15 protein-coding genes are annotated in these 24167 nt (G+C 45.6%); 13 read left to right on the top strand and 2 right to left on the bottom strand.

Annotation, left to right across the window (positions count from 1 at the left end; all coding sequences use genetic code 11):
- Positions 1–212: 212 nt before the first annotated feature.
- The 13 genes from NB463_RS12220 to NB463_RS12280 all read left to right on the top strand — a co-directional run bounded on the left by NB463_RS12220 (position 213) and on the right by NB463_RS12280 (position 21326).
- Positions 213–1298: an AI-2E family transporter gene (locus tag NB463_RS12220; protein WP_006743285.1), complete on the top strand. Its 1086-nt coding sequence runs from the start codon at positions 213–215 to the stop codon at positions 1296–1298.
- Between the two features lie 76 nt (positions 1299–1374).
- Positions 1375–2400 carry a 16S rRNA (guanine(1207)-N(2))-methyltransferase RsmC gene (rsmC, locus tag NB463_RS12225; RefSeq protein WP_005394693.1) on the top strand — a complete coding sequence of 342 codons (1026 nt, stop codon included), beginning with the start codon at positions 1375–1377 and terminating at the stop codon, positions 2398–2400.
- 226 nt (positions 2401–2626) lie between these two features.
- A complete protein-coding gene (locus tag NB463_RS12230) occupies positions 2627–6013 on the top strand; it encodes a hybrid sensor histidine kinase/response regulator (RefSeq protein ID WP_048625952.1) in 3387 nt (1128 codons plus the stop codon).
- Between the two features lie 778 nt (positions 6014–6791).
- On the top strand, positions 6792–8474 hold the full coding sequence (locus tag NB463_RS12235) for an ABC transporter substrate-binding protein (protein ID WP_005394703.1): 1683 nt from the start codon (positions 6792–6794) through the stop codon (positions 8472–8474).
- Positions 8475–8644: 170 nt separating this feature from the next.
- A complete protein-coding gene (locus NB463_RS12240; protein ID WP_005394705.1) occupies positions 8645–9631 on the top strand; it encodes an ABC transporter permease in 987 nt (328 codons plus the stop codon).
- A gap of 2 nt (positions 9632–9633) precedes the next feature.
- Entirely contained in the window at positions 9634–10659 is a 1026-nt protein-coding gene (locus NB463_RS12245) for an ABC transporter permease (RefSeq protein ID WP_005394707.1), read from the top strand.
- A 2-nt stretch (positions 10660–10661) separates the two neighbouring features.
- Positions 10662–11645 carry an ABC transporter ATP-binding protein gene (locus tag NB463_RS12250; RefSeq protein ID WP_053809222.1) on the top strand — a complete coding sequence of 328 codons (984 nt, stop codon included), beginning with the start codon at positions 10662–10664 and terminating at the stop codon, positions 11643–11645.
- A 48-nt stretch (positions 11646–11693) separates the two neighbouring features.
- Positions 11694–12689: an ABC transporter ATP-binding protein gene (locus NB463_RS12255; protein WP_104970922.1), complete on the top strand. Its 996-nt coding sequence runs from the start codon at positions 11694–11696 to the stop codon at positions 12687–12689.
- Positions 12690–12752: 63 nt separating this feature from the next.
- A complete protein-coding gene (locus tag NB463_RS12260) occupies positions 12753–14492 on the top strand; it encodes a glycoside hydrolase family 9 protein (protein ID WP_053809220.1) in 1740 nt (579 codons plus the stop codon).
- A 2-nt stretch (positions 14493–14494) separates the two neighbouring features.
- The gene (locus NB463_RS12265; RefSeq protein WP_053809219.1) at positions 14495–15385 is read left to right on the top strand and encodes an N-acetylglucosamine kinase; all 891 of its coding nucleotides are present in this window, start codon (positions 14495–14497) and stop codon (positions 15383–15385) included.
- An 8-nt stretch (positions 15386–15393) separates the two neighbouring features.
- Positions 15394–17313, top strand: a complete 1920-nt coding sequence (locus tag NB463_RS12270; protein WP_053809218.1) for a beta-N-acetylhexosaminidase — start codon at positions 15394–15396, stop codon at positions 17311–17313.
- A gap of 84 nt (positions 17314–17397) precedes the next feature.
- Complete coding sequence (locus NB463_RS12275; protein WP_258432210.1) at positions 17398–19806, top strand: GH36-type glycosyl hydrolase domain-containing protein; 2409 nt, start codon at positions 17398–17400, stop codon at positions 19804–19806.
- A gap of 107 nt (positions 19807–19913) precedes the next feature.
- Positions 19914–21326 (top strand): phosphoglucomutase/phosphomannomutase family protein, encoded by a 1413-nt coding sequence (locus tag NB463_RS12280; protein WP_258432211.1) that lies wholly within the window; start codon positions 19914–19916, stop codon positions 21324–21326.
- A gap of 150 nt (positions 21327–21476) precedes the next feature.
- Here the strand turns inward: NB463_RS12280 and NB463_RS12285 are convergent, their stop codons facing one another.
- Both NB463_RS12285 and NB463_RS12290 read right to left on the bottom strand, forming a co-directional pair.
- Positions 21477–22508, bottom strand: coding sequence for an ABC transporter ATP-binding protein (locus NB463_RS12285; protein ID WP_258432212.1), 1032 nt, complete (start codon positions 22506–22508; stop codon positions 21477–21479).
- Positions 22508–24133 (bottom strand): ABC transporter permease, encoded by a 1626-nt coding sequence (locus NB463_RS12290; protein WP_258432213.1) that lies wholly within the window; start codon positions 24131–24133, stop codon positions 22508–22510. The genes NB463_RS12285 and NB463_RS12290 overlap by 1 nt, the downstream gene beginning before the upstream one ends.
- Positions 24134–24167: the final 34 nt, after the last annotated feature.

Genomic DNA, 24167 nt, shown 5'->3' on the forward strand with positions numbered 1-24167 from the left:
GTTTGACACTTTTTATCACCGTTGCAACAACCCATAGTTCATCTCTTGATTGATAACCGACTGATTTGTGGTCATTATAACAAGGTATATTGCTCTGCTCTAATTCGGCATTGTCATAAGCTTGAAAGAGTTAAGAGTGCTAAGTAATAAAGGTTCAACGCCATCTTTGAAGGCGCAAACCGTAAACGTCACCTGTAAGTTGGACTAATCTCATGCCAAATAATGTAAAAATAACGTCGAGTCACCGAGTACTAATGGTCGCTTTACTCGCCGCTGCTTTTGCTTGCTACTTATTGGTTGAGCCATACATCAATTCCATTGTGATGGCTTTTATCATTTCTTTGCTCATGTTTCCGGTACACGAATGGTTTGAGCGAAAAATTCCCAAGCACCCCAATATGGCCGCACTGCTGTCATGTGTCGTCTTGACGTTTATTATCGTTATCCCACTGCTATTTGTGTTTGCAGCCATTGTTCAACAAGGCTCTGTTTTTTCACAAAATACGTACAACTGGGTCACTAATGGCGGCATCCAAGATATATTTCAACACCCTTTTGTTATTAAAGGTTTAGCTATAGTTAATGAGTACTTACCTTTCGATAAAATCGAGCCCAAAGCCATTGCTGAGAAAATTGGTCAATTTGCTACATCGTTTGGCTCTAACTTAGTTGCTATCAGCGCAAAGATTTTAGGAGACGCCACCAACTTCCTAATGAACTTCTTCCTCATGCTGTTTGTGCTGTTTTTTCTGCTTCGTGACCACGACAAAATTATCTCTGCGATTCGTCATATTCTGCCACTTTCACGCAGCCAAGAAGACCGTATATTGACAGAGATAGAGCAGGTTTCTAAATCAGCCGTGATGGGCTCATTCCTAACGGCTATTGCACAGGGTCTGGCTGGCGGTATCGGTATGTGGCTTGCTGGCTTCCCTGGGTTATTTTGGGGAACGATGATGGGCTTTGCATCATTCATTCCAGTGGTCGGAACCGCACTAATCTGGATTCCTGCAGCAGCGTACTTGTTCTTAACAGGCGATATGACTTGGGCTATCTTCTTGACGGTGTGGAGTGTGGTCGTCGTTGGTTCTATTGATAACCTATTGCGTCCGCTGCTAATGCAAGGCAGCGCAGGCATGAATACCCTAATGATTTTCTTCTCGTTACTGGGTGGTCTGCATCTATTCGGATTGATCGGCCTGATTTACGGTCCACTGATTTTTGCCGTGACAATGGTACTGTTTAATATCTACGAAGAAGAATTCAAAGACTTCCTCAACCAGCAAGACAACAGCTAGTCACAGCTTAATCACTTCAAGCTTGGGGCAGATTGTGCGAAAATCTGCCCCAAATTATTTCTGATGAACCCAATTTATGTCTGCTTATATCGCTCCTAGCCAAATCGCTCAGCGTCAGCTCGAGTACTTCAACGGAAAACATGTTTTAGTTGCAGGTGAAGTCGAAGATCTCTTTCCACTTGAACTGACCAAACACTGTGAATCTGTAGAAGTCTTCACATCAAACTACAGCTTCTACCGTCAAATTCGCACTCATAACAAGGTTAAAAGCCATTTTGGTTCTGAGTTTAATACTGAGACACAAGCAGACATGGTGCTTTTGTACTGGCCTAAAGCCAAAGCCGAAGCCGAATACCTTCTGGCGATGTTGATGGCGAAACTAGGCGTGAACACTGAAATTGTAGTGGTTGGCGAAAACCGCTCAGGTGTTAAAAGCATCGAGAAGATGTTCAAAGAGTATGGCCCGGTCAATAAATACGATTCCGCTCGTCGTTGTTCATTTTACTGGGGCACTTGCCTCAATGAACCAAAGCCGTTCAATCAAGCAGACTGGTTTAAAACCTATACGGTCACACTTGGTGAGCAATCACTGACTGTTAAGAGTTTGCCTGGAGTATTCAGTCATGGCGAATTCGATTTAGGTAGCCGCCTATTACTCGAAACCTTACCTACTCTATCAGGTAAAGTCCTCGACTTTGGATGTGGTGCTGGGGTGTTAGGTGCTTTCATGGCAAAAGCCAATCCAGAAATTGCGATTGAGATGTGTGACATTAACGCGTATGCCATCACATCGAGTCAAGCCACACTAAAAGCCAATGGATTAACCGGCCATGTATTCGCCTCTGATATTTACTCAGACACTGCCGACGATTATCGTTTTATCATCAGTAACCCACCTTTCCACAGTGGTTTAGATACGAACTACAACGCAGCAGAAACACTCTTGGGTCAGGCTCCAAAGTATCTCGATAACCATGGTGAAATGATCATTGTCGCGAATAGCTTCTTAAAATATCCACCAATTATTGAGCGAGCGTTTAATAATTGCGAGACGCTAAATAAGACCAATAAGTTTTCTATCTACTACGCGAAAAAGTCATAATCTTCCCTCGCGCAGGTACAAACCTGCGCGATTTTTTCTCAAAAACTCAACACTCATAAGAAAAACTGCGTCACCCTGCACGCTTTACAACTAACTTTCTTGTCAAAGAAAAAAAACTCGTTAATTTTGTTAATTCTATCTAGTTGAACTTCTTATCCGTTTTTAACGAGAACCTCGGCAGCGAAGTACATTTTAGAACTGCCCTTTATGAGTTGTAATCTTATCCATGTTTAAATTCTACAAAAAACAGAAATTTAAGCGCCTTCAGAGTACACTGATGACCGCATTTCTGGTGCTCAGTATCACACCTCTTACCATTACTGCGATCTTTTTCCTACAGTCCCACAGTAAAGATCTGCAAGAACAAAGCACCTCACACTTGTTGTCTGTTCGAGATACAAAACAACAGCAAATTATCGACTACTTTGAGGCACGGGAAACCGAAGTCATGGGCTTTGTGCGCTCTGAACTGGCTTACGCCAGTGGTGGTCGATTCTACGGTCTCGTCAATGCTTTTAGTCGTTTAGGCAATGACATTGAAGAATCTCGTAAAAATGCCCAACAGCGCTACATTGAAGGCAGCGGAGATCAAATCAAAACGTCAACGTTACCCGAGTCTTCCAACTATGTCGGAAGTGAACGTTACCGACTCTTACATAAACGTTACCACTGGGCCTACTTGGAGCTCCTCAAGCGCTCTGATTTTAATGATATTTTGCTGGTCGATATCAACGGTAATGTCACCTACTCGATCAACAAAGACGATAACTACGGAACAAACTTATTATCAGGCCCCTACAAAGACTCAGCACTTGGCAAAACCTTCAAGCGTCTAGCTGATGACGTCACTGAACGCCGTAAGGTGAATGAAGACTACACCCCTGTGATTGTGTCTGATTTCGAACTGGAAGGTGGTAAACAAGTCGCTTGGTTAGGTGCTCCAATTGTTCAGCAAGGCTACCTACACAGCTATGCTATGTTCCGCTTACCAAATAATGGCATCACGAAGTTAGCCGCAGACGCCAACCGAGAGTCATCCATTAACACCTTACTGGTTGGAAATGATCACCAACCTCGCACAATTAACACCAAGCAAGATGACATTAAGAACAGCTTAGAAGTGATCGATAAAGCACTCTCTGGTGCATTTGGCGTCGGCACTTACACGAACGGTTTAGGTGAAGAGATCATCGCTGCTTATGCACCGATTGAGACGCGTGGTGTTATTTGGGCACTCGTCGTGCAATTACCAGAAAACGAAGCTTTCGCTCGTATTCATCAACTCGAAAAACTGTTTGTTATCGCCATGCTGATCGCCATCATTCTAGTGGTAATCGCTTCCCATTATTTATCAAACTTTATTACTTCTCCGTTGCTGAAGTTAACTTGGGCTGCCGAAAAAGTGTCTGCCGGAGATCTTGATGACACCACCTTTAATACGGTTCGCAAAGATGAAATTGGCCGTCTTGCGCTGAGTTTTGAACGAATGCAACGCTCTATTCGAGAGAAAATTCAAACCATTAAGAAGCAAAATGAAGAGCTCGAGAGCAACATCCAGATCATTCAAAAACAAAATGATGAACTGCAATTGGCCGACAAACTTAAAGATGAGTTCTTAGCCACCACTTCTCATGAACTCCGCACACCATTGCACGGCATGGTCGGAATCGCTGAGACTTTAGCGTCCGGCGCTAACGGTGCTATCCCTGCTAGCCAAAAATATCAGCTTGATATCATCATTAAAAGTGGGCAACGTCTCGCAAACCTTGTTGATGACTTATTGGATTATCATAAAATGCGTTACGGAAGCATGGATATCCAGAAGTCAGCGGTGAGTTTAGCCAGTGCAACGCGACTGGTACTAGAGCTTTCCAGTCATTTACTCGGAAATAAAACCATCCGTATCATCAACCAAGTACCAGCGGACTTGAAAGCGGTGTCTGCCGATCCTCAACGCCTTGAACAAGTGTTATATAACCTGATCGGTAATGCGATTAAGTACACCTCTGAAGGTAAAATCGTTATCTCCGCCAATGTGGTTGATGATCATGTTCGTGTGCAAGTTGTGGATACTGGGCAAGGTATTCCCGCAGAACATCTTGAACATATTTTCGAACCACTTATCCAAGCGGGACAAGACGCAAGTCGCTATCGTCAAGGTGCGGGGCTCGGGCTTTCGATTAGCCGTCAATTGATTGAGTTGATGGGTGGCTCGTTATACGTCAGCAGCCAGCCTATGGTCGGCACCACCTTCAGTTTCACGTTACCACTTGCTAGTGAAGAAGAGATCCAAACAACTCAAACCCTTGCAGCGCACGGACACTTCCAGATTCCTGAAATCGATGTAGAGAACAATGAAGACTTATCACTGCCAGAGAATCCAGACGGCCCGTTACTGTATGTCGCTGACGATGAGCCAGTAAACCTGCGTGTGCTTGAGAGTTTCTTACGTTTAGAGGGCTATCGCGTACGTACCGTCTCTGATGGACCAGAAACATTAGCACTCGTTGAGCAGGAAAAACCGGAACTCCTGTTATTGGATATCATGATGCCAGGCATGAGCGGCTATCAAGTCTGCAGTGAATTACGTGAAACTTATGACCATGCCGAGCTACCTATCATTATGCTAACCGCGCTTAGTCAAACAGAAGATCGTGTACGAGGCTTTGAAGCAGGAGCCAACGACTATTTATCTAAGCCATTCAATAAACAAGAGCTAGCTGCGCGCATCCAAGCGCACTTAACGGCAAGCCAAGCTGAAATGCGCCACATGGAGAATAAGATACTTGAATCTGAACTTCGCCAACGAGCGGCTGTAGAGGCAAGCTTATTAGAAACTCAAGGGCGATTGTTGGAACAACTGGAATCGGCTCCTGAAGCGATTATCTGTTTACGTGAAGATAAACGTATCCGGTTTGCTAATGAAGCTGCCTGCAAACTATTCAAGCGTAACTTAGAACAATTAAAACGTTCATCTGCCGATGAATTGATTGCACCTAAGTATCTGACCGTCAAACAACCTCATTACTGTGGCAAGATTGATATCTATATTGAAGATATTCGTCAAAACATCGAAGCAGACATTCTTAAACTACCTGAAGGCTCAGGCTTAGATGTCATGTATATCTTTAATGTTGGCGGAGGAGCCAATGCCGCTCGCATACACAACCTAGAAACTGCCGTAGAAGTGCTTTCAAGTTATGCTTTTGATGGCGATAAAGACCAGTTGCAGAAGCTGAAAGAACTCGGTGGAGAGTTTACACGCCTTGCAGACAAAGCGCTTGGTAACAAAAAAGACAAACAAGAGCTAATGCGAGAAATTCTGGTCGACGCAATGACACACGCCTTAGAGTATTGGGAGTCAGTCACTGGTGAAAGTAAATTCGCATTTGCCGAACAAAGTGGCTTATGGCGCGTTTATCTTGACCGTAGCACTCTGCAAACACGCACTTTGGATAAATACATGCGTATAGAAACTCTGCCGAAAACGCCACGTTGGAGAACGGTGTTGAGCTCGATAGAATTCATCCTTGAACACTGTAAAGAACAGAGTCCTGAGCGTGCGTACATCGAAGCTCAACGAGATAAACTACAGCGACTGTTGACCAGCTAATACCTATCAAAAAAACTAGCCCAGCGCATACGCTGGGCTTTTTATTATCCAAGCCTTCTCTTTCTCTAAAGACGAACAATACAGCGACTCTCTACCGTTACCACATTAAAATGCCGAATAAGCCTCTGGACAAAGTTGTCCATGGTAGGCATTCCAAACATACGCTTCTATCGATATAACCTACCCAAACCAGGTTGAATCGAGCGAATAAAACACTTCATTTTCACAATAAAAAAAGAGCAATAAATGAGAGAAAACTGTCGATAAAAGAGACTATTTTTCAGATAACAAACGGTTTTTAACCAACAATTGACAGAGATTGCGAACTCAATCACAACAGAACGGCAGATTAATTTTTAGCTAATTAATTAACACATTTTCTGCATGTGAGCGAGATCTCCGAACCAGGAAGAGAATCAGAAGGCTTTTATTTTAAATAGATTATAAGTTAGCAATCACTAACACTCACTATTAACAAGGATATAAACTGCGACGCATATCAACGTTTATTTTTTGGTCTACCTCTAGTCAAAATTAGCCAAAGTAACGTTTATAACGGAGAGTGACGATATTTTAACGTTTTTAACGAGAATCGAGTTTGATTATTTTATGGATAAGGTGTTTTCTTACTCCTGCCTAAGGCCTACAGGCCACTCTTGGCGAAACTCAATGTTGTAATGAGTAATGCATAAACAAGAGGTAGGTCTTGGAGAGTGTTTATCAATTGATGACATTCAATTCCATTTAGTGAAATGAAAGCAAATAGTAAGGAACAGCTATGCTTGCCAATATTAAAAAAACAGCACTAGCAACAGCAATTATTGCAACGGCTACTACAGGTTTTGCATCGGTAGCTACTGCGGCTGAACGCAGTGAACTGACTATCCACCCTAAAGAGTTTACAACTTTCGTTCGTAACTTTAACCCTTTCTTGGGTGCAACTAACCTGCACACAACAACCGACTTTATTTACGAGCCGCTCGTTGTTTTTAACGAAATGCACGGTAACACGCCAGTATTTCGTCTAGCAGAAAACTTTACCATGGCTGATGACCTAATGAGCGTGACCTTCGATATTCGTAAGGGCGTAAAATGGTCTGACGGCAAAGCGTTTACCGCTGATGACGTAGTTTATTCTTTCAACCTAGTTAAAGAGAAGCCAGAGCTAGACCAATCTGGTATCAACTCTTGGGTTACTGGCGTAGAGAAAGTTAACGACTACAAAGTTAAATTCCGTCTAAGCGAAGCAAACTCAAACGTTCCTTACGAAATTGCGAAAGTACCAGTTGTACCTAAGCACGTATGGAGCAAAGTGAAAGATCCAGCAACATTCACAAACGAAAATCCTGTAGGTAGTGGTCCATTTACCGAAATCGACACTTTTACACCGCAACTATACATTCAGTGTGAGAACCCGAATTACTGGGATGCTGATAACCTAGATGTAGACTGTCTACGAGTGCCACAAATCGCGAACAACGACCAATTCTTGGGCAAAATCGTTAACGGCGAAATGGACTGGACGTCTTCATTCGTACCAGACATCGACCGCACTTACGCTGCAGCAAGTCCGAATCACCACTACTGGTACCCACCAGCGGGTACTCAAGCGTTTGTAGTGAACTTCAAAAACCCAGACGCGGCGAAAAACGAAGCACTTACTAACGTTGACTTCCGTCGTGCGTTCTCTATGGCGCTAGACCGTCAAACGATTATCGACATTGCATTCTACGGTGGCGGTACAGTAAATGACTTCGCTTCAGGTCTAGGCTACGCATTCGAAGCTTGGTCTGACGAAGAGACGCACAACAAGTACAAAGGTTACAACACATACAACGCCGAAGGTGCGAAAAAGCTTCTTGCTAAAGCAGGCTTCAAAGATGTAAACAAAGATGGCTTTGTAGATACACCATCTGGCAAGTCTTTCGAGCTTCTCATTCAATCGCCAAACGGTTGGACTGACTTTAACAACACTGTACAACTAGCTGTTGAGCAACTAGCAGAAGTAGGCATTAAAGCACGTGCTCGTACTCCAGATTTCTCGGTATACAACCAAGCAATGCTAGAAGGTACATACGACGTTGCTTACACCAACTACTTCCACGGTGCGGATCCACACTTGTACTGGGACAGCGGCTACAACTCGAAGCTACAGTCTGGTGACGGTATGCCTCGCTTTGCAATGCACTTCTACAAGAACGATAAGTTAGACGGTCTTCTTAACAGCTTCTACAAAACCGCTGATAAGCAAGAACAGCTAGAAATCGCTCATGGTATCCAGAAGATCATTGCTCAGGACCAAGTAACCATTCCTGTGCTATCTGGCGCGTACATGTATCAATACAACACAACTCGCTTCACTGGTTGGTGGAACGAAGAAAATCCTAAGGGCCGTCCAAACATTTGGGCTGGTATCCCTGAGCGTCTACTTCACGTACTGGACCTAAAACCAGTTAAATAAGTAGAAGTTCATTTCAAGCGGCATACATCCCGTGTGCCGCCTATAAAAATCCCTTGTTAACGAAACCAAGATGTGGCGCTCGTCGTCAGGGGATTTTTCGCTCTAAATTTCGCTAGGAGCGACCTGAAACCAGAAACAGGGAAAAAATCTGGGTGAGTAAGGTGTGAGTTATGGGTTATTTTTTAAGACGTTTGTCGTTCTATCTTGTCGCGCTCTTAGTTGCAGCGACGTTAAACTTTATTATTCCGCGAGCAATGCCTGGTGACCCAGTTACCATGATGTTTGCTAACGCTTCTGTACAGGTGACACCAGAACGAATCGCAGCAATGAAAGAACTGCTCGGTTTCGTTGATGGGCCGATTTACATTCAGTACTTTTCGTACATTAAAAACATTCTAAGTTGGGAGCTAGGTACATCAATCCAGTTCTACCCTCTTTCAGTTAACTCTTTACTAGGTAGTGCATTTGGCTGGTCTCTCTTCCTAGCTGGTACTGCGGTTGTACTTTCTTTCTCAATCGCTTCTGTACTCGGTATTTTTGCCGCATGGAAGCGTGGTAGTAAGTACGATGCATTCGTAACGCCTGGTACATTGATCATTCAAGCTATCCCACAGATGGTTATCGCAATGTTAGCGCTGTTTACCTTTGCGATTGGTCTAAAATGGTTCCCATCTGGCTATGCTTACACGCCAGGTACTATCCCTGATTGGTCAAGCTGGGAGTTCATCAAAAACGTGGGTTACCACGCAGTACTGCCTCTATTCTGTGCAACCATCGTTCAGATCGGCGGCTTCCTCGTCAATATGCGTAACAACATGATCAACCTTCTCGCCGAAGACTACATCACGATGGCGAAAGGCAAAGGGCTGAGCGAGAACCGTGTCGTCTTCAATTACGCCGCACGTAACGCGCTACTTCCAAGTGTAACCGCGCTATCTATGTCTTTGGGTATGGCCATTGGTGGTCAATTGATCATCGAGATGATTTTCAACTACCCAGGTTTAGGCACCGTGCTACTTAACGCAATTCACGCTCGTGACTACCAAGTACTTCAAGGTCAGTTAATTATCATGACGATGTTCATGCTGTGCTTCAACTTAATGGCTGACATGCTGTACATGATTCTAGACCCTCGCCTACGTACGGGAGGCAAATAATCATGAAAGAACTATTCAAACTTATTTTAGGTAACTCATTCGCTCGAATCGGTCTTGGTATTGTTACCGTATTCGTATTCGTTGCGATCGCAGCTCCTTTACTTACGAAACATGCGCCAGACAAGCGAACCGGTAATCCACACGAATACCCTAGCTTTGTCGTAAAACAAGCACAAAATAATCCTGATGGCTGGGTAGCTAAAAATCTAGCAGATGATCGTCGTACGCTGATTATGTCGAAAAAGGCTGATCACGTTCTGGGAACTTCACGTATGGGTCGTGATATTTGGTCACAAGTGGCTTACGGTGCACGCGTATCGCTAGGTGTCGGCTTTGGTGCTGGCATCATCGTATGTTTCCTAGCGACGGTCATTGGTATCTCGGCAGGTTACTTCGGCGGCAAAGTGGATGACATATTAAGTGCAGCGATGAACATCATGCTGGTAATCCCTCAATACCCATTGCTCTTTGTACTGGCAGCCTTTATTGGCGAAGCAGGTCCACTCACCATTGCCTTGATTATCGCTGGTACCTCTTGGGCGTGGGGCGCACGTGTTGTCCGTTCTCAAACCATGGCTCTACGCGAGAAAGAGTTTGTGAAAGCCGCTGAAGTATTGGGCGAATCTTCATTCCGCATCATCTTCGTTGAAATTTTACCAAACCTAATCCCGATTGTCGGTGCAAGCTTCATCGGCTCAGTAATGCTCGCTATCAATACTGAGGCTGTAATCTCGTTCTTGGGCCTAGGCGATGCCAACACCATCAGTTGGGGCATCATGCTTTACAACGTGCAAACCTCATCAGCAATGTTGATTGGCGCATGGTGGGAAGTATTAGCACCTTGTATCGCCTTAACTCTTTTGGTGACTGGTCTTGCTCTACTTAACTTTGCCGTTGATGAAATTGCTAACCCACAGCTTCGTTCTCACAAAGGCATGAAACGCTGGAAGAAACTGGCAGAGAAAGACAAGAAAGAGCGCGCGCCTGAAATGGCACCACAAAATGCACTATGGAGCGGAGATAAATAATCATGACTGCACCACTAATTTCTATCCGTAACCTATGCGTAGATTACATCACAGATGCGGGCGATGTCCGCGCCTGTAACAACGTTAGCTTTGACATTGCGCCAGGTGAAGTCTTTGGCCTGGCAGGTGAATCTGGCTGTGGTAAATCCACAGTTGCTTTCTCGCTTATGCGTCTTCATAAGCCGCCAGCATTCATCACTGGTGGTGAGGTCATCTTCAACGGTGAAGACATCATTAAGTACAGCGATGAACGTATGCAATCATTCCGCTGGAGCGAGATGTCGATGGTGTTCCAAAGTGCAATGAACGCATTAAATCCGGTGCTTACGATGGAAGAGCAGTTTTGCGATGTCATCATGCGCCACACCAATATGACACGTGAACAAGCGAAAAAGCGCGCCGAAGGATTGTTGGAAATCGTTGATATTCATCCAAGCCGCTTGAATGACTACCCACACCAATTTTCTGGTGGTATGCGCCAGCGCTTAGTCATTGCGATTGCTCTGGCTCTCAATCCAAAAATGATCATCATGGATGAGCCAACGACGGCACTCGATGTTGTGGTTCAGCGTGAAATCTTACAAAAGATCTATGCACTAAAAGAAGAGTTCGGCTTCTCGATCCTTTTCATTACCCACGACTTGTCACTCATGGTCGAGTTCTCGGATCGAATCGGCATTATGTACTCCGGAGAGTTGATTGAAGTCGCCCCTTCTAAGCAAATTCTGGAAAGTCCTTACCACCCTTACACCAAAGGTTTGGGTAGCTCTTTCCCTCCACTAACTGGTCATAAAACCAAATTAACTGGCATTCCAGGCAACCCTTTGAATCTATTAGAGATTCCTCAAGGCTGCCGCTTCCAAGCTCGCTGCGACCGCGTCCACGAAGCTTGTACACGAGTACCAACTCAGCTGCGTCAAATTGAACCTGGTCGTTTTTCAAATTGCCACTTATACGGCGACACGATTGCTCAAGCTAAGGTTTAACAACAAAAAATAACGCTAGCTAAGAACAAAATTACACTGGAGAGAATTATGAGCAAACAACTCGGCGAACTGCTGATTGAGGGTAAACATGTCGTTAAGGACTTCCCTTTAAATAGTAACTCAATCAAGCAGTCAAAAATGCGCGCGATCAACGACGTGTCATTCAAGATGTACAAGAGCCGCGGTTTGTCAGTAGTAGGTGAATCAGGCTCTGGTAAATCTACTACCGCTAAAATGATAGCTAAAATGTACGCCCCTACAGAGGGTGTGATCGAATACAGAGGTCGTGATATCCAAGATATTACCTCTCGGCATGACTTGATGACATACCGTGAAGGCGTACAAATGGTATGGCAGGACCCATTTGGCTCACTAAACCCTACACACAATATCTTTCACCACATTGCTCGCCCGTTGCTGATCCATAAAAAGATTGCACCAGGCAACAAAAAGGAACTGGAAGAGCGTGTGTATGACCTACTAGAACAAGTTGGTCTGATTCCGCCAAAAGAAACCGCGCAAAAGTTCCCGCACCAGCTATCTGGCGGCCAGCGTCAACGTGTAAACCTAGCTCGTAATATCGCTGTAGGTGCAGAAGTGGTATTGGCAGATGAGCCAACATCAATGCTGGACGTGTCAATTCGTGCTGGTGTTCTTAACTTGATGGAAGAGATGAAGTTCGAGAAACAAATGTCTCTGCTTTACATCACTCACGACATCGCAACGGCGCGTTACATTGCTGAAGATCTCGCGGTTATGTACGTAGGTCACATGGTTGAATGGGGGGATACTGAGGAAATCATTCACGATCCTCAACACCCATATACGCAACTGTTGGTATCTGCTGTGCCTGATCCATCGAAGTCTATTCACGAGAAGCTGAAAGGCAACAAAGGGGAAATCCCACTTTGGACACCAGATTCAGTCGGCTGCCCATTTGCAGGACGCTGCGTACACGCAACCGATAAATGTCGCGAACGACTACCGGACGTCACTCAGCTTTCTGAGAACCACTTTGTTCGCTGTTACTTATTTGAAGATTAATTATAACGAGGGTCAGGTTCAGCCTGACCCATTCCTGTTTTTATCGTTTCCCGGAGACATTGAATGCTGCTACTGACTAACCACATTGGTTATGAACATCTGGGCTCAAAGAAAGCCATTGTCCAGACCGAACAACCACACTTGTCTTCTTACACTGCTCAATTGATTTGTGCCACTACCGAGCAAACCGTGGCAACTTTTGCGGTTGAAGAACAAGGTAAAGTGGCGAACTGGCATCAGGGCTATTTCTACCTCATCGACTTTTCATCTTTCACAGATTCAGGCGACTATTTCCTGCAAGTGGAAGATACGCGCTCTTCCTCTTTCACCATTGGCGAACATATTCTGTTGGATCAAACTTTGTCGGATGTGATCCACTACTTCAAATCACAACGTTGTGGTGGGATTTTCGATCAACAAGATCGACAAGTTCCAGTGCTCAACGCCAACCAAATAGTTGATGTGCACGGAGGGTGGTACGACGCATCTGGAGACGTTAGCAAGTATTTAAGTCATCTTTCATACGCTAATTATTTGAACCCTCAACAAACCCCAATGGTGGTTTGGAACATCCTAAAAGGACTTTCAGTGCTTGAAGGAAGCGAAGACATTGCAGCCTTCACACGTACACGTCTTATTGAAGAAGCCCTGTTCGGTGCAGACTTCCTTGTTCGGATGCAAAACGAAAAAGGCTTCTTCTACATGACAGTCTTTGATAAGTGGAGCAAAGATACTGCGCAACGAGAAATCTGTGCCTACGAAACGCAACTTGGTCACAAATTTGATGACTACCAAGCAGGCTTTCGACAAGGTGGCGGTGTCGCCATCGCAGCGCTGGCCGCGGCGTCGCGTTTAGGTGTTCACGGCGAATACGATCAACAAAAGTACCGCAATGCTGCTGAAAATGGTTACTGGCACTTAAAAGAGCACAATACGCAGTACCTCAATGATGGTGAAGAAAACATTATCGACGAATATTGTGCGCTACTAGCCAGTGTAGAACTGTTTACAGCCACCAAAGAAACTCGCTACTTGGAAGAGAGCCGTTTGTGGGCACAACGCTTAGTTGCCCGCCAAATGAGCGACGAGCAGATTCAACACTTCTGGTCAGCAAACGAAGACGGCAGTCGTCCATACTTTCACGCTGCCGAAGCAGGTCTACCCGTTATTGCCTTGTGCGAATATCTATCAATTGAAGACGACTCCGTACAGACAGAATCGGTAAAACGCATCGTTAACCGAGCGTGTGAGTTTGAGATCAAAATATCGAATAAAGTGACCAACCCATTCGGTTACCCTCGCCAGTATGTTAAAGGCGTAAATGAGTCAAAACGCGATGCATTTTTTGTCGCACACAACAATGAATCCGGCTATTGGTGGCAAGGCGAGAATGCTCGATTGGGATCACTCGCGACCATGGCATATCTTGCTCAACCGCATATAGCATCGCAAGAAATACAGCAACAACTTTCCGTATTCGCTCAAGATGCATTGAACTGGATTGTAGGCTTAAACCCATATGACATGTGCATGCTTGATGGCCACGGTCGTAACAACCCAGATTACCTTCCTCAATATGGTTTCTTCAACGCTAAAGGCGGTGTGTGTAACGGAATCACTGGCGGCTTTGAAGACGAGGAAGACATCGCATTTAACCCACCAGCACAAAAAGACGACATGCTACAAAACTGGCGCTGGGGCGAACAATGGATCCCGCATGGCGCTTGGTACTTACTCGCGATAATGAGTCAAGCTCAGCATATTTCTCAGTTGGCAACCTCTAAAAATATTAAGGAACAATAATCATGGGGATGTATTTTGTTGGTATCGATGGTGGCGGCACGTCATGTCGAGCCAGGATTAAAGATTCACAAGGTAATTTTCTTGGCGAGGCCAAAAGCGGCAGCGCCAACATAATGCTAGGCGCTGAAATTGCAATGGCTTCGATTCTTGAATCCATCACTTCGGCTACCGAGCAAGGCGGCCTGACACAACAAGATTTTGCATCGATGCACGTCGGCTTAGCCCTTGCAGGTGCTGAGCACAAGGCATCTTGGCAAGCCTTCATGTCTCTTCCTCATCCGTTTGCCAGTATGACTCTTAATACTGATGCTTACGGCGCGTGCGTTGGTGCACACAATGGCGAAGATGGCGCAATCATGATCGCAGGAACGGGTTCTTGTGGCATCTATCTTAAAGGATTGGATCAGCACGTTGTCGGTGGTCGTGAATTCCCGATTTCGGATCAAGGTGGCGGCGCAGTCATGGGGCTTCGTCTAGTTCAACAAGTTTTGTTAGCAGAAGATGGCATCAGAGAGAAAACGCCTCTAGCACAACACGTCATGGCACATTTCGAAAATGACGTTGATAACGTGGTGGCTTGGTCTAAACAAGCGCTTCCTCGTGATTATGGGCAGTTTTCTCCTGCAATTTTCCAACATGCAGAACAAGGTGATGCACTGGCAATTGAGATGCTGAAGCAAACTGCAGCTGATATAGAAATGTTTCTCGTGGCATTAAACAAGCGCGGCGCAACGCGTATTTGTTTAATGGGCAGCATTGCTGAACGTATTTTACGTTGGCTTTCGCCACCCGTTCAGCAATGGGTTGTTGAACCACAGTTTGACGCGATTGAAGGCGCAATTATGTTTGCAGGTAAGCCTGAACACAACCTTTACTCGCTCAATGCGGCGTAGGAGTAGATATGGAATATCGTGTTGATCTCGTCGTCCTATCAGAGCAAAAGCAAAACTGCCGTTTTGGACTGACGTTTCATAATTTAAGCGATCAAGATCTCCACAATTGGAGCCTGATTTTTGCTTTTGATCGCTACATTCTGCCGGATAGTATTTCGAATGGTCAACTCAAGCAAATTGGCAGCTACTGCACCCTCAAACCAGAAGGGTTGGTGCTGGCAGCTAACCATCATTTTTACTGCGAGTTCAGTATTGGTTCGAACCCATTCCGTTACTATTCTGATGGACTCAATGAAGCCTTGGTCAACTTTGAAGTCAACGGCAACCTTCAGCGAGCTCAAGTCGATGTTACGCCGATCGTATTGGCTTCACCGTACCGTGAACGTAGTGAGATCCCTTCCAGCTTGACGCATGCGCAGCCTTTATTGCCAAAACCAAACCATATAGAAGTCAGCGATCACTGCTTTAGCTTTAATCATCAAGCTGGCGTTGCGGTTTATTCAAACCTAGCCAATGCAGCTAAAGAGTGGTTACTTGAAGAGCTTAAGCGCATTCATCAATTTGAGTTCGCATCAGACAATGGCAGTCAGATCATCTTCAAAGGCAACCCAACCTTGGATGAAGGCGCTTACAAGCTGAAGGTAGCAGAAGAGTCGATCAAAATTGAAGCAGGTTCTTCGTCTGGTTTTACCCATGCTTGTGCAACGTTATTGCAATTGATCAAAGTTGGCGATCAACCAGCCTCAATGGAAGTGGTTTGCTGTTCAATCAAAGACCGACCACGTTTTCGTTATCGTGGAATGATGCTAGATTGTGCACGCCATTTTCACTCCGTTGAGCAAGTCAAACGTTTGATCAACCAGTTGGCTCACTACAAGTTCAATACATTCCATTGGCACCTTACCGATGATGAAGGTTGGCGAATTGAGATCAAATCATTGCCTCAACTAACCGATATTGGCGCATGGCGTGGGTTGGATGAAACCAATGAGCCACAGTACACGCACCTTGCTGAGCGTTACGGCGGTTTTTACACTCAAGAAGACATCAAAGACGTGGTTGCCTTTGCTTCGAAACGAGGCATCACTGTAATCCCTGAAATCGATGTACCAGGCCACTGCCGAGCTGCCATCAAGTCGTTACCACACCTATTGGTAGAAGCAGAAGACACCACCGAATACCGCAGCATTCAGCATTACAACGACAACGTCATTAACCCAGCTCTGCCGGGGAGCTATGAGTTTATCGATAAAGTGTTGGAAGAAGTCTCCGCGTTGTTCCCTGCGCCTTATGTTCATATCGGTGCGGATGAAGTACCTAACGGGGTTTGGTCAAAAAGCCCTGCGTGCCAAGCTCTAATGGAGCAACAAGGTTACAGCGACTACAAAGAGTTGCAAGGGCACTTCTTGCGTCATGCCGAAGACAAACTGCGCAAACTTGGCAAGCGCATGCTGGGTTGGGAAGAAGCACAGCATGGCGACAAAGTCAGCAAAGACACAGTGATCTATTCGTGGTTAAGCGAAGAAGCGGCGTTGAACTGCGCGCGCCAAGGTTTCGATGTGGTGCTACAACCTGCACAAACCACCTACCTAGATATGACCCAAGATTACGCACCAGAGGAACCGGGCGTGGATTGGGCTAACCCGTTACCGCTAGAAAAAGCTTACAACTATGAACCACTCTCTGAAGTGCCAGCCGACGATCCAATACGTAAACGCATTTGGGGCATTCAAACAGCATTGTGGTGTGAAATCATCAACAACCAGTCTCGTATGGACTACATGGTCTTCCCGCGCTTAACCGCAATGGCAGAAGCATGCTGGACAGACAAACAACACCGAGATTGGACCGACTATTTATCACGTTTGAAAGGCCATCTACCTCTGCTTGATTTGCAGGGAGTGAATTACCGTAAACCGTGGAAGTAATACAAAACTGATGTCGAAACATCACGCTTGAAGAGTTTTTAAATTTTGGCTGCAGATGCAGCTTAGTAAAAAGGAAAGACACAAATGAAATACGGCTATTTCGATAACGAGAATCGCGAATACGTCATTACTCGCCCTGATGTACCTGCTCCTTGGACCAACTACCTAGGTACAGAAAAATTCTGTACCGTTATCTCGCACAACGCGGGTGGCTACTCGTTCTACAACTCTCCAGAATACAACCGTGTTACTAAATTCCGTCCAAACGCGACATTCGATCGCCCAGGACACTACGTTTACCTACGTGATGATGAGACGGGTGATTACTGGTCAATCTCTTGGCAACCTGTTGCGAAAAGCCTAGACAAAGCAAACTACGAAGTTCGTCACGGCTTGTCTTACTCTAAGTTCAAATGTGAATACAGCGGCATTAGCGCAACCAAAACGCTCTTTGTACCAAAAGGCGAAGACGCGGAAATTTGGGATGTGGTCATCAAGAACACCTCTGACAAACCGCGTACGATCAGCGCATTCTCATTTGTTGAGTTCTCATTCAGCCACATTCAATCTGATAACCAAAACCATCAGATGTCTCTCTACTCTGCGGGTACGTCATACAACGAAGGCGTGATTGAATACGACCTGTACTACAACACCAACGACTTCGAAGGTTTCTACTACCTAGCATCAACGTTTGATCCAGATTCATACGACGGCCAACGTGATAGCTTCCTAGGTCTATACCGCGACGAAGCAAACCCACTAGCAGTAGAACAAGGTAAGTGTTTTAACACCGCACAAACGTGTTACAACCACTGTGGCTCTCTGCACAAGCAATTTACTATCCAACCAGGTGAAGAAGTTCGCTTTGCTTACATTCTGGGTATCGGTAAAGGTAACGGTGAACGTTTGCGTGCTAAGTACCAAGACCTTGCAGAAGTCGACAATGCATTTGCTGGCATCAAAGCACACTGGGATGAGCGTTGTGGCAAGTTCCAAGTGAAATCGCCAAACGAAGGCCTAGACACCATGATCAATGCTTGGACGCTATACCAAGCAGAAACGTGTGTAGTTTGGTCTCGCTTTGCTTCGTTCATTGAGGTCGGCGGGCGTACTGGTCTTGGTTACCGTGACACCGCGCAGGACGCGATTTCCGTACCACATGCAAACCCAGCGATGACACGCAAGCGCATTGTGGACCTACTACGCGGCCAAGTAAAAGCGGGTTACGGCCTACACCTATTCGATCCAGACTGGTTCGATCCAGAAAAAGTGGATGTTAAACCATCGAAATCCCCAACAGTTGTTCCTACTCCATCTGATGAAGACAAGATCCACGGTATTGAAGACACGTGTTCTGATGACCATCTATGGCTAGTTCCAACCATCTGTAAGTACGTGATGGAAACGGGTGAGCACAGCTTCTTCGACGAAGTGATCCCTTACGCAGATGGCGGCGATGCAAGCGTTTATGACCACATGAAAGCTGCGCTAGACTTCTCAGCTGAATACGTGGGTCAAACGGGCATCTGTAAAGGTCTACGTGCCGACTGGAACGACTGTCTAAACCTAGGTGGCGGCGAGTCTTCAATGGTGTCTTTCCTACACTTCTGGGCGCTACAAGAGTTTATCGACCTTGCAAAATACCTAGGCAAAGACGCTGACGTTGAGAAATACACCGAGATGGCGGCAAACGTTCGCGAAGCGTGTGAAACACACCTTTGGGACGAAGAAGGCGGCTGGTATATCCGTGGTCTAACGAAAAACGGCGACAAGATCGGTACTGCGCAGCAAAAAGAAGGTCGTGTACACCTTGAGTCAAACACACTTGCGGTGCTGTCTGGTGCGGTGTCTCAAGAGCGCGGCGAAAAAGCGATGGACGCAGTCGACGAAAATCTATTCTCTGAATACGGCCTTCACCTAAACTCGCCATCATTCGCTACGCCAAACGATGATATCGGCTTCGTCACTCGCGTCTACCAAGGCGTAAAAGAAAACGGTGCAATCTTCTCGCATCCAAACCCATGGGCTTGGGTAGCTGAAGCGAAATTAGGTCGTGGTGACCGTGCGATGAAGTTCTACGATGCACTCAACCCATACAACCAAAACGACATCATCGAAAAACGTATAGCAGAACCGTACTCGTACGTTCAGTTCATCATGGGTCGAGACCACCAAGATCACGGCCGTGCAAACCACCCATGGCTAACCGGCACATCTGGTTGGGCTTACTTCGCAGTGACCAACTTTATCCTTGGTGTGCGCACTGGTTTTGATGGTCTAACTATCGATCCATGTATTCCAACTAACTGGCCTGGATTTGAAGTCACTCGTCAGTGGCTAGACGCGACTTACAACATCAAAGTGGTGAACCCTGACTCAGTCAGCAAAGGCGTGAAATCTATCACTCTGAACGGCGAAGCAGTAAGTGGCGCATCAGTACCAGTTCAAGCGGAAGGTTCCGTCAACGAAGTGATCGTAACACTAGGTTAATCGCTTCAAAACGTCCCAATGCACTTTTGCTTTTTTAGCTTGTGCATTGGGTTCGCTAGCAAAATTTTAAGGCGCGGCGCCTTGCCGCCCTTATTGAGGTTCGAATCATGATCAAATTTGGTACAGGCGGCTGGCGCGCATTCATCGGTGAAGAATTCACCAAAGATAATGTACGTTTGGTGGCTCAAGCAGTCGCAAACATTACGAATAACGAATCTGTTGCTGATCTCGGCTTTGTCATTGGCTATGACCGACGTTTTCTGTCTGACAAAGCTGGCCGTTGGTTTGCCGAAGTTTTAGCAGCAAACGGCATCGTCGTTAGCTTTATAGATAAGTTTGTTCCAACGCCTATCGTAATGTTTAAAGCGAAGGAAATGGGCTGCGCTTACTCGGCATGTATTACGGCATCGCACAACCCGGCCGATTACAACGGCATTAAAGTCTTCATTGAAGGCGGTCGTGATGCAGATGAAATCATCACCCAAAAAATCGAATCACAAATCGATACGCTCACTGCACAAGATGTAAAAAGTGTCGATTTTGAACAAGCGGTTGAAGATAAGCTGATTCAAATTATCAACCCGATGAACGAATTCGTAGATTCGATCATTAACTTTATTGATATCGAGTCGATCAAAAAAGCCAACCTACGCGTTTTGATTGACCCGATGTTCGGTGTCGCAAAAAATGCGCTGCAAACCGTATTAATCAACGGCCGCTGTGACGTTGATGTGATTAACGATGGAAAAAACCCAGACTTCGGTGGGTTAATGCCTTCGCCAAGTGCTGCAACACTCTACCGTTTGATGCACCTAGTAAAAGAGCAAGGTTACGATATTGGCATCGGTACCGATGGCGATGCGGACCGTCTTGGTATTATTGACGAAAAAGGTAACTTCATTCATCCGAATGAAGTCCTGATTCTACTTTATTATTACTTATTGGAGTACAAAGGTTGGACAGGTTCCGTGGTACGTAACATCGCGACGACTCATCTTCTCGATAAAATTGCTGAAGACCACGGTGAAAAATGCTTTGAGGTACCAGTAGGCTTTAAGCACATCAGTTCTCAAATGGAAGCGGATGACTCACTGATTGGTGGGGAAAGCTCTGGCGGCCTAACCATTCGTGGCCACATCAAAGGTAAAGATGGCGTCTTCGCGTCTAGCTTGTTAGTTGAAATGATTTCAGTAACAGGCAAGAAATTGTCTGAGTTGTTAGATGAAATCTACGGTAAGTACGGCTACGCGTACATGGCAGAAGGTGATTGCAAATTCAAACCAGCGCAAAAAGAAGTCCTGTTCAACAAGATATATGTTGAAAAACAACTGCCTGAGTTTGAGTTCGATATTGGAAAAGTCAGCTACGAAGATGGTGCGAAAGTGTACTTCAAGAATGGCGGTTGGATCATCGCCCGCTTCTCTGGTACTGAGCCACTACTGCGTATTTTTGCAGAAATGCAAGATAAGGACACTGCGGAACGTGTTCTTCAACAGTTTAAAGACTTCTTGTCTCTATAACTGACCTTGTGCCCGCTTCGAGCACTTCGGCTACGCTTGTCATGTAATTCAAGCTGTCGCTAAGGGGAAGAATACTTGCCCGGCATCACTGCCGGGCTTTTTTATTGTGTGTAGGTAGGCATAAGAGAATAGTAAAGGTACCCAGTAACGTTATGCGAATGCCAGCACGCCCTGCGTTTCAATTTTCACAGCAACAGACTCACCAATATTTAATGCCTGCGATGCTGTAGCCAACAAACGGTCGCCATTCGCATCAATCACGTAGCGGCAATGGTCGCCCATAAAGTGCTGCTCCAGCACCGTTACTGAGCTCTCTTCATCGGATTGAATTTGCACATGCTGCGGTCTTAGCAGTAAAGAGCACTCCGCCTGTACTGGAATATCTTGTTGAGCCGTGGCTTCAACCACGCCCAAGTGGGTTTCATATTCTGAATTCGAAACTCGTTTAGCAGCAAGGTAACTGCCACCACCTAAGAAATCAGCGACAAATTTACTTGAAGGTTGGTAGTAAAGCTCAGATGCTGTGCCATATTGCTCGATGACTCCATTGTTCATCACTGCCATTTTATCGGCGAAAGCAAAAGCCTCTTCACGGCTATGCGTAACAAAAATGGCAGTCACACCTTGGGCCTTAAAAATCTTACGGATCTCACTTATCAACTCATGGCGAACTTGCGTATCAATATTAGAAAACGGTTCATCCAGTAACAGTAAGTCTGGGCTGTAAGCTAATGAGCGAGCAATCGCAACACGCTGCTGCTGTCCACCAGACAATTGATGAGGATAACGATCGCCATAACCTTGAAGATGCACGAGTTCTAACATCTCTTGAACTTTGGCATTTTTCTCTTTTGTCGAGCACTGCTTTAAGCCAAAGGCAATGTTTTGCTCCACCGTCAAGTGAGGAAAAAGTGCGTAATCTTGGAAAATCATCCCGATATTACGCTGTTCTGGCGGCAACCAGTTTTCCCCATCATCAATTGTGACGCAATTTAGACTCATTTCGCCTGACGTTAACGGCAATAATCCCGCAACGGCCTTTAATAGTGTTGTTTTCCCACAGCCACTGGCTCCTAGCAAACAGACAATCTGCCCTTGTTCTACCTCAAGAGACAATGATTCGAGTACGGTTTGATCGTCATATTGGCACGTTAGGTTTTTAATTGATAATGCACAGCTCATCAGTGATTTTGCTCCAGTGAACGGTTAACAACAACAAGCGGGATCAACCCAACAAGAACCAACAGAACCGCTGGCAAAGCGGCCAATTCTAAATGCTCATCCGAGGCGAAGTTATAAACGTATGTGGCTAGTGTTTCAAAGTTAAACGGACGAAGTAACAAAGCCGCATTAAGCTCTTTCATCGACTCGATAAACACTAATAAAGCCGCAATCAGTGCACCGCGCTTAACCAGCGGAAAGTGCACGCGCCACAGCATGGCATTGGGCTTACAACCCATAGTGCGCGATGCCATATCTAACGACGGAGAAATTTTATTTAAATTACTTTCGATACTACCAATCGCTACCGCGGAAAAGCGGACAACCATGGCAAATACTAGTGCGAACATGGAACCAGAAAAGATAAGTCCCGGCCTTCCCCACTCCATGGCTTTAGCAACGTCGTTGACACGATGATCCATAAACAGCACAGCGACCATCACACCGATGGCTAGTACCGTTCCTGGTACTGCATAGCCCATAGAAGAAAGACGCATAAATGCCAAGCTTTCTCGTTTACCATTGACTCGATGGGTAAAGTTAACGATCAGTGCGACAGCAACACCAATAATCGCAGCAATAACAGACACAACTAAGCTATTCCATGCGTATTCACGAAACTCTGAGGTCCAACTCTGCACAAAATAAGTGATCGCATAATCAATCAGCTGTAGTAGCGGCAAAATAAACGCGACCGAAACCAAGCCCCAGCACCAAACTAGTGCGGTCCACTTTTTCCAGCCCGTCAACTCGTAACGAAAATCTTCGTGACTGTTAAATTGGCTTTGAAAAAGCTTTTGTTTACGGCGGCTGTATCGTTCGGCACTAAGAAGCAGTACTACAATGACGAGCATCATGGCAGAAATCTTGGCTGCCGCATTAAGATTAGAGTACCCCAACCAAGTATCGTAGACCGCTGTGGTTAACGTATTCACCGCGAAGTAACTTACCGTACCAAAGTCACCAATGGTCTCCATCGCGACCAATGATAAACCCACTGCGATAGAGGGTCTTACTAACGGCATCGAGATGCGCCAAAAACTTTCCCATGGAGAGCACTTGAGCAAACGCGCGCTTTGCAATAAAGAGACATTTTGCTCCATAAACGCAGCCCGGCACAATAAATACACGTAAGGATACAACACCAAAGCCAACACAAAGGTCGCACCAGGCAACGTACGAATGTCAGGGAACCAATACTCGCCAGGTCCCCATCCGGTTACATCACGCAAAAAGATCTGAATCGGGCCTGCAAAATCAAACCAATCAGTAAAAATATAACCAATGATATAACCTGGCATTGCAAGAGGTAGCACCAATGCCCACTGCAACCATTTTTCGGTCGGCAGTTTACACATGGCCATTATCCAAGCGCTTGGAATACCAAGAATTAAGGACAGCACCATTACGCCAATAGTGAGCGCAACCGTGTTAAAAATATAAGTCGGCATGACTGTCGCCATTAAATGGGCAAACAAATCATCCGTTTCACCAATTGCGGTGTAGAAGATCGCTAAGATCGGCAAAACCAGTAACAGAGTTATTACCCCACTACTGGTTTTCCATAAAGAGTGTTTATCTTTCATCGCCTAATTACTGCAAGGCTGTATGAAATACAAA

It is taken from the genome of Vibrio sp. RM-41-2B, assembly GCF_024744415.1.
GTDB lineage: Bacteria > Pseudomonadota > Gammaproteobacteria > Enterobacterales > Vibrionaceae > Vibrio > Vibrio diabolicus.